This is a genomic window from Exiguobacterium aestuarii, from assembly GCF_020171655.1.
Classification (GTDB): Bacteria; Bacillota; Bacilli; order Exiguobacteriales; family Exiguobacteriaceae; genus Exiguobacterium; species Exiguobacterium aestuarii_A.
The window spans coordinates 1,472,985-1,486,417 of sequence record NZ_JAIVAC010000001.1 but is presented as its reverse complement, the minus strand read 5'-3'; the positions used below and the strand labels follow the sequence as shown (position 1 = coordinate 1,486,417).

Here is a 13,433-nt window from a genome sequence, read left to right as displayed (position 1 = left end):
TCCTTTTTATTTACCCGTCCGATTCACAAAAAACCCTTCATTTCGAAAATGAAGGGCAAACCTCAATCAAGGGGTGGGAAATGAGGAAGTACATATTCTCCTAATTCATCGATGACTTCTTCAGCCGGACGTTCCCCGTCGAAGAGGGCGAAGAAGAGGTGATTCACACCGATGGCACGATACGCTTCGAGCAATTTGATTAAGTGGTTGCGACCGAGGCGGAAACCGAGGCGAATTGGCGTCGGTGGCTCATCTGGGTCATGCGTCAAGTCAAGATGCATCGGCATCGAGAAGGGACGGAAAGCACGACCGTGTGCCTCACCGCTTTCACGCCAAGCGTCGAGCACTTGCTGCTGCGCGAAAGGTGCCTGTGGGTAGTACATCCATCCGTCCCCGTTCGCCCCGAGCCAGTCCATATCTTGTTGTGCGAATCCAGTGATCATCGTCGGGATCCGTTTCTTCGGACGTGGTACGAGCGTTGCCTGTTCGACTTCCCCATAAGGTGAGTCAATCGTTGGGTAGTTGTAATAGAGTGCTTGCTCCATGACACGAAGCGATTCTTTGAACTGGTCGCCGCGTGTCGGGTGATCGACTCCGAGTCCTTTGAAGTCGGCACGACGGTCGCCTGACGAGATTCCGAGAATCAATCGTTCTGGGAATAACGCCTCAATCGTCGCGACTTCCTTCGCTGAACGAAGGGGATGACGGAGTGGTAAGACGAGCGCGGATGTACCGAGCGCGATGTTTTTTGTTTGACCGAGTAAATGGGTCCCGTAGATCAACATGTCATAAATCTGTCCGACGGCAGGGTCCAAGAAGTTCGGGTCTTTGAGTAAAACATCCCGTAACCAGAGCGCCGTGAAGCCATAATCATCGGCCTTTTGGGCGAGTTCGACTTGACGTTCGAGTGTCGGAGTACGCATTTTAAAATTTTCTAAAGGGATGTGGAGGCCGAGCGTAAGCTCGCCCTCCCGATACATCCGGTTGTAGCTTTTATGGTTGTTGAACATAGGTTCCTCCTTAGTTTGCTTCCAAACGACGAGAGATGGCTGTCAAGATGACGGCAATGATGACCATGATGCCACCGACCCAAGGCGTGTGGACGAGTCCGATTGAATCGGCGACGAGTCCGCCGATTGTCGCACCGAGGGCGATTCCGATGTTGAAGGCGGCGATGTTGAGTGCGGATGCGACATCGACAGCAGCTGGTACATATTTTTCAGCCAATTGTACGATATACAGTTGGAGTCCAGGCACGTTCATGAAGGCGAGAAGTCCCATCAAGACGATGGCAATGAGACCAGCCACTTTGAAAGGAATCATGAACGACATGATGATCATGACCGCTGCGTGAACGATGAACATATAGAACAATGCTTTCGCCGGGTTTTCGTTGGCGAGTTTTCCGCCGACCGCGTTCCCGATGGCGACTGCGATTCCGTAAACGAGTAAGACGACGCTGATTAAGCTCGGGCTAATTTTTGTCACGTCTTGCATGATGGGTGTCAAGTACGTAAACGCAACGAACGTTCCGCCGTAACCGAGTGCTGTGATCAAGAATCCGAGCATGAGACGACCGTTCGTGAGCAGTTTCTTCATATCAGAGAACTTCGCCGGTGGTGACTGTTTCAAATCTTTCGGAATCAAGAAGAAGCTGGCGATGATTGAAACGACACCGAGTGCTGCGACGGCAAAGAATGTGGCACGCCATCCGAACGCTTGACCGATGAACGTACCAAGTGGGACACCTGTGACGGTCGCGACAGTTAAACCTGTGAACATGAGTGCAATGGCACTCGCTTTTTTATGCGGTGGTACGAGTTGTACGGCGATGGTTGCTCCGATTGAGAAGAAGACACCATGCGAGAACGCGGTGATAAATCGGGCGACGATCAAGAGTTCAAAGCTGGTCGACATGGCAGAGACCAAGTTTCCGCCGATAAAGACGACCATCAGTGCCATGAGTAACGTCTTGCGGTTCATCCGGTTCGTTAGTGCCGTTAAAATCGGTGCACCGACGGCGACGCCAATGGCATATCCCGAAATAATGAGACCCGCGAGTGTGATCCCGATGTTTAAGTCACTTGCGATGGATGCGAGCAATCCGACAGGGACGAACTCGGTCGTCCCGATGCCGAAAGCGCTAATGGCAAGGGCGAGTAACGCCAATCCTCCATTTTTAGGTGCCTGTTCTTCAACAGGTTGTGAAATAGGTTGATTCATGAGTAGTTCCTCCTAGTTGATGAAAAAATGGTGTGGAAGACGAGGGCCCTTCGTCTCCCGATAGCAAAGACATCTCGCTTTCCTCTATTTGTTCAGTACGGTCGAAAAAGTACCTTACCGTCTCAAGAGGGTGCTACGAGCGAAATGAACTTGTATTGATTTGCTATAGTTGCTATCATAAGGGCATGAAAACCGTTTGAGAAGTACGTACTTTAAAGTGCGGTAGGCACCAAAAAGTGCCTATGTGAGAAATGGAGGAAATGATATGCCATATAATATTCCGGTCGAAGCGACGCTTGACGTCATCGGCGGTAAATGGAAAGTCGTCATCATGTGTCACTTGATCAAAGGAGAGCGTCGGACGAGTGAGTTGCGTAAACTCATGCCGAACATCACCCAGAAGATGCTCACCCAACAATTGCGTGAACTAGAAGCGGACGGGGTCGTCGTGCGTACGGTGTACGAACAAGTTCCACCGAAAGTCATCTACTCACTCTCAGAGTATGGATGGTCACTTAAACCGATTTTAGACGCCATGTGCGCCTGGGGCGAGTGCCATATCGACCAGTCTGGAGAAGAGGTCATTTCATAACAATCACGGTCGTCCATAGAGGGCGACCGTTTTTTGTGTGGGGAAGTCGGGTACAGGGACAGAGACAAGGAGGGACTTAGGATGGACTTGAAAACTTTTTTGTTTACAGATGACGGCTCGATCCCGAATCATCCCGACTATCCGGCGCTTCTGTATCGTGGTGTCTTTGATGACCCGAGCGGGATGCAAGAAACGTTCGCTCATAATGAATGGACGAACAGTTGGGTGAATGGGGTGTTCGATTATCATCACTATCACAGCAACACGCATGAAGTGTTGGGCGTATTAAACGGCGAGGCGACCCTTCAACTCGGAGGGACGAACGGTGATCTCGTACGCGTCAGTGCAGGTGATGTCCTCGTCTTGCCGGCGGGAACAGGACATCGGCGCATCGAGGCGAGCAGAGACTTTCAAGTCGTCGGGGCATACCCGGACGGTCGTGACTATGACACGTTGACCGGGAAGACGGAAGAGCGACCGGACAACGTAAAGCGAATCGAACAAGTCGAGAAACCGACATACGACCCTGTCTTCGGGACGACGGGACCGTTACATGAGGCATGGACAAAGGAGGAAACGATATGAATCAACGACTACCACATTCTTTATTACTCGCGGCATTGAAACAGAATGTCGTCGAATTGAAAGACGGACGGGAGATGCGCACACTCGGGCAAGGGACGTGGCGTATGGGGGAAGAGAAGTCGAAGCATGACGCTGAGGTAGAAGCACTTCGGACAGGACTCGACTGCGGACTCCATGTCATCGATACGGCTGAGATGTACGGGGAAGGGGCATCCGAGAAGTTGGTCGGCGAAGCGATTCAAGACCGACGCGAAGACGTCTTCCTCGTCTCGAAAGTGTATCCATACAATGCATACGGCGACAAACTCGTCAAAGCATGCGATGCGTCACTCGAACGACTCGGGACTGACTATCTCGACCTTTACTTACTCCATTGGCGAGGGGATGCCCCGCTCGAGGAGACGATTCAAGGGATGGAGCAGCTAAAGGCAGACGGTAAGATTCGGGCATGGGGTGTCTCGAACTTCGATGTCGAGGATATGAAAGAACTTCTCGCCTTACCGAACGGAGACAACTGCGCGGTCAATCAGGTGCTCTATCATCTTGGGAGTCGAGGGATTGAGTATGACCTGCTTCCTTATCTAGAAGAACAAGGCATCCCGGTCATGGCATACGCACCGCTCGCCGAGGGAAGTGACGTGAAAAAAGACGTCTTCGAAAACGAGACGGTCAATCGGATCGCAGAGGCGTATAGTGCCTCGGTCGCACAAATTTTACTCGCCTGGACGGTTCGGAGCGGACATGTGATTGCCATCCCGAAAGCGGGGCAGGCCGAGCACGTCGAGGAGAATGCGGCAGCGCTCTTGCTCGATTTGAGTGAGGAAGATTTTGCGGCGCTCGATGAAGCATTCCCACCACCGACGACGAAACAACCGCTAGATGTCATTTAATAATGTGAACTGGACCAATCAAAGGTCCAGTTTTTCTTTTGCCGAAATCGATTGTCGCTTTCGTGTTGCGGGTAAATAAAGAAAGGACTTGCTTGTGTAGAGGAGACTGATACGACAAGGGAGCTGAAGACCAAATGGAACAGACGTATACCGCCGAAGAATTCAAAGACAAGATGTACTCGAATTTAAAGGTACGGCCGAGTGATTCCGTCATTTTGATGTGTTCTATTTTTATCGCATCCATTGGACTCAATATGAACTCCATTCCCATCATTATCGGGGCGATGTTAATTTCGCCACTCATGACACCGATTTTAAGTATCGGTCTCGCCTTGTCGCTTTATGATATGAAGTTATTGCGGGCGGGTGTTCGTTTACTGCTCGTCCAAGTCGCGGTCAGTCTCACCGTCGCGACCATCTATTTCGCCATCTCCCCAATCACCTATGCGAGTAATGAAATCATCGCCCGGACCGAACCGACGATTTGGGATGTCATCATCGCCTTCGCCGGGGGAACCGCGGGGATTATCGGGGCGCAAAAGAAAATGAGTAACAACATCGTCCCGGGGGTCGCCATCGCGACCGCCTTGATGCCACCGCTCTGTACGGTCGGCTATTCGATTGCAACACGCAATCTCGACTACTTAATCGGTTCGAGCTACCTGTTCGTCATCAACTGTGCGTTCATCGCCATCGCCACGTTCATCGGGGTCAAGTTCATGGGCATCTCTCAAGTGTTGACGAAACAGGATGCGAACCATAAAAAAATCAATCGACTTCTCATCGGTTTATCTGTCCTGATCGTCGTTCCGAGTATCTTTTCGGCCGCGACGCTCGTTCAAGACAGCATCGTCCGGACGGGAATCAATAACTTCATCGAAGAAGAATTCTCAGATGCCATCATTATCAGTCAGGACTATCAAGAAGATGACAATCTTCTTCTCGTGACGACTACAGGGAAACGGTTGACCGAAGAAGAACTTGCCGACATCGAATCGCGGTTGCCGGACTACGGGCTTCGTACCATCGAACTATCGGTGACGCAAGTCCCGGACTTGAACGGATTGTCCGGGGAGAAGGTAGCTGAACTGCTTCAAAAGTATTTGGAAAGTCGCCTCCAACAGTTCAATCTGTTCGACAGCCGTCAAATTGATTTAGAGGACTTGCCGTTCGAACTGCAGAACGAAATCAATCCAAACTAAAAGACCATCGATTCTTCGATGGTCTTTCTTGTTAGTTCGCGAGCGGATGTTTCAAGAGATAGTCTTCGATTTGATCGATTGTTTCTTTCAACACGCCGTCTGCGAATGGCGATTTGAGACCAGCCAGTTCGACGAGTTCGAGGAACGAGCGGCTTCCGCCTGCCTGACAGAGTGTGAGGTAATCGTTCCATGCCGCTTCGCGGTCTTCATGCATGCGTACCCAGAACTGGAACGCACACACTTGCGCGAGCGTGTAGTCGATATAATAGAACGGACTTTGGAAGATATGCCCTTGTTGGTGCCACCATGCACCTGATTCGAGATAGTCGTTCGTCTCGTAGTCACGATGCGGAAGGTACACCTTCTCCAAGTCGCGCCATGCTTGACGACGGTCGGCAGCTGTCATGTCCGGGTTGCGGTAGACGACGTGTTGGAACTCATCGACGAGCACACCGTACGGAAGGAACGTCATGCTGCCAGCCAAGTGGTTGAACTTGTACTTGTCGACTTGGTCGCCGAAGAAGAGTTCCATCCATGGCCAACAGAAGAACTCCATCGACATCGAATGAATTTCGCACGCCTCATATGTCGGGAAAGCGTATTCCGGAGTCGTCAAATGGCGGCTCTCGTACACTTGGAAGGCATGACCGACTTCGTGTGTGAGGACGTCGATGTCTCCAGCTGTCCCATTGAAGTTCGAGAAGATGAACGGGAGACCTTCAGACGGCAAGTACGTGCAATATCCGCCGCCAGCTTTACCTGGTTTCGCCGTCAAATCGAGGGCGCCGCGTTCTTGCATGTATTGGAAGAACTCGTCTGTCTCGTTCGAGAGTTCCTGATACATCTTGTTGCCGCCTTCGATGATGAACGACTCATCCCCTTGAGGTGTCGCGTTACCGTCCGGGAAGACGAATGACTCGTCGTAATAGTAAAGATGATCGACACCGATGCGTTTCGCCTGCTTCTCTTTTAACGCAGAAGCGAGCGGGACGATGACATCGCGGACTTGTTTTCGGAAGTTGTCGACCATCGACTCGTCATATCCGACGCGTTGCATGCGTGCATAACCGAGTTCAACGAATGATGGGAAGCCGAGCGCGTGTGCGATCTCTGTCCGAACCCGTACGAGTTCTCCGTAAATCCGGTCGAGCTCGTCACCGTTGTCAGAAAGGTATGTATAGCGGGCAACGGATGCGGCTTTACGGACATCGCGGTCAGGTGACTGAAGGTATGGACCGAACTGTGACAAGTTGAGTGTCTTGCCGTCAAATTCAATCTGTGCCGCTGACATGACCTTTTGGTATGCCGTCGCAAGGCGGTTCTCTTCCTGCAATTTCGGGATGAGCGACTCCTCGAATGTCTCGAGTGCACGCTCGGCGAGAGAAAACAACTGGCTACCCCATTCCGCTTCGAGTTCAGAACGAAGTTCGTGGTTCGTCAAGACGCGGTAGTATGCTTGAATCTCTTTCTCATAAACCGGTAGTGCATCGTCGAAGAAAGATTGTTCTTCTTCATAAAAAGCGTCGCGTGTGTCGACCGAGTGTCGGATCGCGACGAGTTGACTTTGTGTCTCAAAGTCGTTCCGTTCCTTGTTGATTTGACGAATGAGTTCATTCGCTTCCTCTAGTGTGCTCGCTTGCTGTAATTCGGCAGAATAGTCCGACAATCTGCTGTTCAAAGCGTCCAAGTCGGGCCGTTCATATGACAATTTTGTGAAAGTCGTCATTGTAAGCGCCTCCATCGTGTGAAATTTTTATAAAGTGTAAAAAGGGCTTGCAAAAGCGATTGCACACTCGTATTCTTACGATGTGTAAAACGATTTCGCACTACCTTATATCTACTATACCGTTAATAAGGTAGGGATTGAAGTTTTAGCTTTTCGGGTATAAAAGTGAAGACTTCGATTCAATAGAACATGTTGGAGGGATTAAGCTATGGGATTCTTTAAAAAACTATTTGGTGGTAAAGAAGAACAACTCAACGCGGTTTCACCGCTTACAGGAAAGGTCGTCGACATCACGAACGTACCGGACCAAGTATTCTCACAAAAAATGATGGGTGACGGAATTGCGATCGAGCCGACTGAAGGCAAAGTCGTTTCACCAGTTAGCGGAACAATCGCAACGGTATTCCCGACGAAACACGCGATCGGCATCAACGCAGACAACGGTGCAGAGTACTTGATCCACATCGGTTTGGATACGGTAAACCTTAAAGGTGAAGGCTTCGAGACACACGTCACAGAAGGTCAGTCTGTCAAAGCAGGCGACCCGCTCGTCACGTTCGACCTCGACTTCATCAAAGCGAACGCTCCATCTACAATCACTCCGATCATCATCACGAACCATGACAGCTTCGGCGTGAACAAACTTGTCGCAGAAGGCGACACGGTGACAGCTGGATCTTCAGAAGTCGTCGAATTGACGAAGAAATAAGAGAACGATTCATGACTCGGGAGCCTACGCTTCCGAGTATTTTTTTGTGAATTCGGGAATTATAATGAAGAGAGGGAAGGGGGAAATGAGATGGATGGTAAAAATGCACCATACCGGGGATACGGGGACCGGATTCGAATCTTGCGAGAGCGGGCTGGATTATCGATTGAGACGCTTGCGGAACAAATCGGCGTCGCCCCGTATTTTATTCGACGTACGGAACTGAGTGAGGTCTATCCGACGATGCCTTACATAGAGGCGCTCGCAGAAGCTCTGCGCATCGATTCCAATTATTTGGCGCGTCACATTTGGACGGGAGAGTCGCTCAAAGTGTTGATGCGAGGGAAAGTACCCGAAATCGAACAGATGAAGCTCGCCTATGAGGAGGCGATGCACGGAAAGTCCGTCGAGGAGATGCAACGACAACTCGAGGAGCGGATGCGCATCTTCGACTTGATGCACGAAGACGAATTGCAGCGAATCTTTGAAGAAGACGAAGAGCCGACGTCGCACCATGCCCTCGAAGCACTCGTCGACGCCGTCCTTGACCTCGGACGCTCCCATGATTCAAATCCAAATCGTCACATCGTCCCGTTCGCTCGTTATGTGGAACGACTCGTCCCCGACCAGTTCGCGGACAACTCCTTCCAATATGCAGAGTACGGCGTCGTGGACAAATCATATAAATTGCAGTGATATAGAACCAAAAAAATGACCAGGAGAATCACTCTCCTGGTCATTTCCATTCATCAGCGCATCGGACGCGCTTCGTAGCGTACTTTCGGACGAGTGCCGGCAAGTAAAAAGCCGAGCACGATATTCAAGATTGTGAGCACCCATCCGACATACCCGAACGTGTAAGCAAGACTCGCCAGCACCGTTTGCCAGTCGAGCAGAGCTGCTGCGTCGCCGCGGAATGTGAAGCGGATGACGGTGAAGCCAATGAGTGTCGTTGCAGTAATCATGATGCCGATCCATGCGCCACCGAAGCGAGACGTTTGTGGACGTCTGCTGACCGGATACCAAAACGCGAGCGTTCCGATAAATGTACTACCTGCATACGCAAGCAGGATTTGCCATAACGCATCCGCGTCTAAGAAGACGGTATAACAGATGAACGTCGTGAGCGTCGTCATAAACGTAAAGATTAAGGCCGCGAGTAATCGTGATCGCATAGTTCGTTTTCCTCCTCATTTTGCACATTCTTTAGAGTAAACGAAAACGAATTTGCTGTAAACGTTATTGGCGGTTTTGTAATATTTGTCGCCATTGTTTAATGGCGTTCGTTCCATAGAATAAGACACCGCCACGATAGAATTTCGAGCCAATCCAAAGCGTCACACCGATCGTTCCGATGAGTAAGCCAATCGAGAGCGCGACTTCCCACACGGCTACATCGACGAGCATGACCCGAAGGAACATGAGCATCGGGGCAAAGAACGGGACGAACGAGAGAATCGTCACGATGGTCGCGTCCGGATTGTTCAAGCCGAACATCGCCACTAAGAATGCTGCGACGAGTAGCATGATGACCGGCATGACCATCTGTTGGGATTCTTCGACGCGGCTGACGAGTGAGCCGAGGACGGCGAAGAGTGATGCGTACAACAAGTAGCCGAGTAGGAAGAAGACGAGTAAGTAGATGACAGCTCGCGCATTCCCGGCGTTTTCGATGACGGTCGTTGCTAACTCACTGCCGCTCGCGCTGACATAACCAAACCCGAGGAAGATTCCGATCTGGATGAGGGCGAGCGTTCCGATGGCGGACACCTTGGCGAGCATGTGCGTCACCGGATGCGTCGTCGAGATGATCAGTTCCATGACCCGCGACGACTTCTCGGTCGTCACTTCTGTCGAAATCATCGATCCGTACGTGATGATCGAGATGTAAAGGAGCATCAACATGACATAGACGAGTGCCGAAGACGAAAGCAGCTCATCCGAGTTCTCGCCTCCGCGCCCGAGATACGACTCATCGAGTTGGATCGGTTCACTGAGGGCCGTGATGACGGCCGGGTCGACATCGGCTGATTCGATCAACTCCGCATTACGCAATTGTTGAAGCGACGTTTGCAAGATGGTCGTGAATTCCTGCTCTGGGCGCTCCGAGATGACACGGGCGTCATAACCGTTGACGAAAGCAACGACTCCGTATTCGCCGCCATTGATTCCGGCGCGTGCCTCTTCTTCGGTGATGTCACTCATGGCAACGTCTTCGTAGCCGAGCGACTTCATCGTATCGACGAGCGCTGTGTTTTCCGTTACGACGAGGGCGCTCGCTTGTTCTGAATCCTCGAATGAGGACATGATGCGGTCGATGTTCGTAAATCCGAAGATGAATAGAATCGTCAACGCCGTCGAGATGACGAACGCTTTCGAACGAATCCTCGATTTGAGAGTGAATGCATAGAGCGGTCCAAAGTTATGAAACATGCTGTCCGACCTCCTTGATAAAGATGTCATTGAGCGATACCGGTTGGCGCATGAACGTCTTGACGTTTGCCTGATGGCGAACGAGTGTCGATAGGACGACGTCGCTATCATCAAATGAATGTAGACGTACTAAATGGCCGGACTTATACGGCTTAATCGTCTCGATGACCGTGAGTGATTCGAGCACGTGAATCTGGTCCGTCTCGATGAAGAGAGCTGGCTCGGCGTAACGCGACTTGATGGAGGGTACGTCACCACTGACGACGGCACGTCCACCTTTCAAAATGCCGACATGTTGACAGAGCTCTTCGACATGTTCCATCCGGTGACTCGAAAAGACGATGGTCGTTCCGGCGTCACGCAAAGCGAGCACCTCGCGTTTCAGAATTTCGACGTTGACCGGGTCGAGTCCACTGAACGGCTCATCTAAGATGACGAGCTCGGGGTTGTGGAGCAGCGCGGCAACGAGTTGGATTTTCTGCTGATTCCCTTTTGACAGTTGCTCGACGCGCATCGTCTCATATTGAGGAATCTCTAGCCGTTCGAGCCATGATTTGACCGCACGTTTGGCATCGCTTGAACGCATGCCTTTCAAACTGGCTAAAAAGACGAGTTGTTCACGAACTTGCGACTTCGGGTATAGTCCTCGTTCCTCGGGTAAGTATCCGACAATCCGATGGTCGACCGCTTTGCCGTTCCATGTGATGCTTCCGTCGGTCGGTTTCAAAATGTCGAGGATCATCCGGAACGTCGTCGTCTTGCCAGCACCGTTCGCTCCGAGAAGACCAAACATCTCTCCTTGTGGCACGCGGAACGTGAGGTCGTCGACAGCGGTGAAGTCACCGAATTCTTTGGTGACTCGTTCAATCTGTAATGCCATGTTCTTATACCTCCTTAGAATGTCTCTCTTCTTATCGTACGCCACCGTGAGCAAAAAGTTTCACTTTTTCTAGCAAATGATTTATCTTGAAATCAAGATAATAAAGGAGGATGACAATGAATACGCAGTCTACAGGCATCCATCACATCTCATCGATGGTACAAGACCCGCAACGTACGCTTGATTTTTATGGACAAGTACTCGGTCTTCGTTTCGTGAAGCAGACCGTCAATTTTGATGACCCGGGTACGTATCATCTCTATTTCGGGGATGAGGTCGGCACACCGGGAACCGTCATCACCTTCTTCCCAATCCCTGGGTTAGGGAAAGGACAGGTCGGGAGCGGTCAAGTCGGCGTGACGACATATCTCGTGCCGGCAGGAAGTTTACCGTTCTGGGAAGAAAGATTACAACAGCATGGAATTGCGACCGTCGCCACGGAACGGTTCGAGGAGCCGTCACTTCTGTTTGAAGACCCGGACGGACTCGTCGTCGAACTCGTCGCTCGACCGACGACGAAACAGACGCGCTGGGTCATCCCAGGCGTCACGAAGGATGAGGCAATCGTCGGATTCGCGGGCGCGACATTATTATCAAAAGCACCAGACGAAACCGTACGCTTGTTGACGGAACTGTTTGGATTTGAACGAGTCGGAGAAGACGAGGAATGGGTACGGCTGAAAGGGACGGCTGACTATGGGAACGTCATCGACGTCAAAAAGACGATTCTTCCGAACGGTGTGCCCGGAACGGGTACGGTCCACCATATCGCTTGGCGGGTCGCGGACGGTGAACACTATCCGACGTGGCAAGACGCCATCTTTGACCTTGGATTGAGACCGACCGAAGTGAAAGAACGAAACTATTTCCGCTCGGTTTATTTCCACGATGCCGGACGGATCTTACACGAACTCGCGACAGACGTACCTGGGTTCACCGTGGACGAATCCATCGACACGCTCGGTGAGACGTTACGCCTACCACCATGGCTTGAAGCGGACCGTGACAAGATTGTCCGCACGCTACCAACGATTACAATCCCGAAAGGAGAACGGATATGATTCATCAATTCATTCAAGGAACGAAAGAGACGACGCTCGTCTTATTGCACGGAACAGGGGGGAGCGAGCAAGACTTGATCCCGCTCGCAAAAGAGTTATCACCGGAATCGAACGTCCTGACGCTACGAGGGGACATTCTTGAGAATGGGATGACCCGCTTCTTCCGTCGTCACGCGGAAGGCGTGCTCGACCTCGAAGATTTAAAGAAACAGACGGAGCGCTTCCTTCAGTTTTTAGATGATGCGGCAGCGGAATATGACATCAAACGCGACAAGATGATCCCAATCGGATATTCGAACGGGGCGAACTTGATTGGTTCGGCACTATACCGTCAACCAGCATTCGCCGCTTCACTCTTGTTCCATCCGATGGTCCCGGACCGTTCGCTCACATTGCCTGACTTGTCAGGTATGAACGTATTCATCTCGGCAGGAGAGCGCGACCCGATTTGTCCAAAAGCAGAAACAGAAGAGCTGACATCGACACTCCGGAATGCCGGAGCGGACGTCGAGCTCTTCTATCATACGGGTGGGCATGAAGTGCGCATGGAAGAAGTCGAGGCGGCACGGACATGGATCGCCGCTCACCTCGACTAATTCGTTCAAGCCATTTTTTTCGGTTTGTTCGGACGAGAATAGACGACGAGGACACCTCGGTCAATCAAATAGGCGGCGAATAGACGTTTCGCTTCCTCAGCATGCACGGTTCGGTCGATTTGGATATACAATCGGCCGAGCTTTTTTTGTGAGGTTCGCGTGAGCAACCAGATCGAGTCGAGCGTATACTGCCAGCTCTGAAGCGTGTCGCCACCGATGTATAAGTGCCGGTTTTGGGTGCGCTCGAGCAGATAGTTAAGCCACCAGACGTCACGGACCAATTTGGCGCACACACCGAGCGCGAACGTGAGACCGAGGAAGGCCATACTAGACAACACAGGATGAATGGCAGAGAACCCGTTACGGACCGACTCAAAGGCCACCATCAGTAGCCCGACGGAAAAGCTGCTGATTAACCACCAGAATCCGAAGTTAGAGAATGAACGTTTCGGGTCGTGCACCATATGATGTCGATTCCGGATGATCGAAGCCATTCTCTCCACCTCCTTTATTAGAATATTCTGAATATTTAGTAA

15 protein-coding genes are annotated in these 13,433 nt (G+C 51.3%); 8 read left to right on the top strand and 7 right to left on the bottom strand.

Annotated features, from left to right (window positions below; all coding sequences use genetic code 11):
- Positions 1-62: 62 nt before the first annotated feature.
- Positions 63-1,010: an LLM class oxidoreductase gene (locus LCM29_RS07800; protein ID WP_214785958.1), complete on the bottom strand. Its 948-nt coding sequence runs from the start codon at positions 1,008-1,010 to the stop codon at positions 63-65.
- A 10-nt stretch (positions 1,011-1,020) separates the two neighbouring features.
- Positions 1,021-2,223: an MFS transporter gene (locus LCM29_RS07795; RefSeq protein ID WP_224861817.1), complete on the bottom strand. Its 1,203-nt coding sequence runs from the start codon at positions 2,221-2,223 to the stop codon at positions 1,021-1,023.
- Positions 2,224-2,488: 265 nt separating this feature from the next.
- On the opposite strand from LCM29_RS07795, the gene LCM29_RS07790 reads away from it, so the two are divergent.
- The 4 genes from LCM29_RS07790 (at position 2,489) to LCM29_RS07775 (ending at position 5,492) form a co-directional block, all read left to right on the top strand.
- Positions 2,489-2,815, top strand: a complete 327-nt coding sequence (locus tag LCM29_RS07790) for a winged helix-turn-helix transcriptional regulator (RefSeq protein ID WP_012727011.1) — start codon at positions 2,489-2,491, stop codon at positions 2,813-2,815.
- 81 nt (positions 2,816-2,896) lie between these two features.
- A complete protein-coding gene (locus tag LCM29_RS07785) occupies positions 2,897-3,400 on the top strand; it encodes a cupin domain-containing protein (RefSeq protein ID WP_224861815.1) in 504 nt (167 codons plus the stop codon).
- Positions 3,397-4,290 (top strand): aldo/keto reductase, encoded by an 894-nt coding sequence (locus LCM29_RS07780; RefSeq protein ID WP_318247820.1) that lies wholly within the window; start codon positions 3,397-3,399, stop codon positions 4,288-4,290. Before LCM29_RS07785 ends, LCM29_RS07780 begins: the two co-directional genes overlap by 4 nt.
- Positions 4,291-4,424: 134 nt before the next feature.
- Complete coding sequence (locus LCM29_RS07775) at positions 4,425-5,492, top strand: DUF389 domain-containing protein (protein WP_224861813.1); 1,068 nt, start codon at positions 4,425-4,427, stop codon at positions 5,490-5,492.
- Positions 5,493-5,523: 31 nt separating this feature from the next.
- Here LCM29_RS07775 and LCM29_RS07770 read toward each other — a convergent pair whose 3' ends face one another.
- Positions 5,524-7,218 (bottom strand): M3 family oligoendopeptidase, encoded by a 1,695-nt coding sequence (locus tag LCM29_RS07770; RefSeq protein WP_214785949.1) that lies wholly within the window; start codon positions 7,216-7,218, stop codon positions 5,524-5,526.
- Positions 7,219-7,426: 208 nt separating this feature from the next.
- On the opposite strand from LCM29_RS07770, the gene LCM29_RS07765 reads away from it, so the two are divergent.
- Both LCM29_RS07765 and LCM29_RS07760 read left to right on the top strand, forming a co-directional pair.
- A complete protein-coding gene (locus LCM29_RS07765) occupies positions 7,427-7,927 on the top strand; it encodes a PTS glucose transporter subunit IIA (RefSeq protein WP_012727005.1) in 501 nt (166 codons plus the stop codon).
- A 90-nt stretch (positions 7,928-8,017) separates the two neighbouring features.
- Entirely contained in the window at positions 8,018-8,623 is a 606-nt protein-coding gene (locus LCM29_RS07760) for a helix-turn-helix domain-containing protein (protein ID WP_224861811.1), read from the top strand.
- Between the two features lie 53 nt (positions 8,624-8,676).
- Here the strand turns inward: LCM29_RS07760 and LCM29_RS07755 are convergent, their stop codons facing one another.
- From LCM29_RS07755 to LCM29_RS07745, 3 genes are all read right to left on the bottom strand, one after another.
- On the bottom strand, positions 8,677-9,102 hold the full coding sequence (locus LCM29_RS07755; protein ID WP_214693732.1) for a hypothetical protein: 426 nt from the start codon (positions 9,100-9,102) through the stop codon (positions 8,677-8,679).
- Positions 9,103-9,166: 64 nt separating this feature from the next.
- Positions 9,167-10,360 carry an ABC transporter permease gene (locus tag LCM29_RS07750; protein WP_224861809.1) on the bottom strand — a complete coding sequence of 398 codons (1,194 nt, stop codon included), beginning with the start codon at positions 10,358-10,360 and terminating at the stop codon, positions 9,167-9,169.
- Positions 10,350-11,240, bottom strand: coding sequence for an ABC transporter ATP-binding protein (locus tag LCM29_RS07745; RefSeq protein WP_224861807.1), 891 nt, complete (start codon positions 11,238-11,240; stop codon positions 10,350-10,352). Before LCM29_RS07745 ends, LCM29_RS07750 begins: the two co-directional genes overlap by 11 nt.
- A 116-nt stretch (positions 11,241-11,356) precedes the next feature.
- Here LCM29_RS07745 and LCM29_RS07740 point away from each other — a divergent pair, with 116 nt between their 5' ends.
- Both LCM29_RS07740 and LCM29_RS07735 read left to right on the top strand, forming a co-directional pair.
- Complete coding sequence (locus tag LCM29_RS07740) at positions 11,357-12,301, top strand: ring-cleaving dioxygenase (protein WP_224861805.1); 945 nt, start codon at positions 11,357-11,359, stop codon at positions 12,299-12,301.
- Positions 12,298-12,897, top strand: coding sequence for an alpha/beta hydrolase (locus LCM29_RS07735; RefSeq protein WP_224861803.1), 600 nt, complete (start codon positions 12,298-12,300; stop codon positions 12,895-12,897). The genes LCM29_RS07740 and LCM29_RS07735 overlap by 4 nt, the downstream gene beginning before the upstream one ends.
- 5 nt (positions 12,898-12,902) lie before the next feature.
- Here the strand turns inward: LCM29_RS07735 and LCM29_RS07730 are convergent, their stop codons facing one another.
- Positions 12,903-13,391, bottom strand: a complete 489-nt coding sequence (locus LCM29_RS07730; protein WP_224861801.1) for a hypothetical protein — start codon at positions 13,389-13,391, stop codon at positions 12,903-12,905.
- Positions 13,392-13,433: the final 42 nt, after the last annotated feature.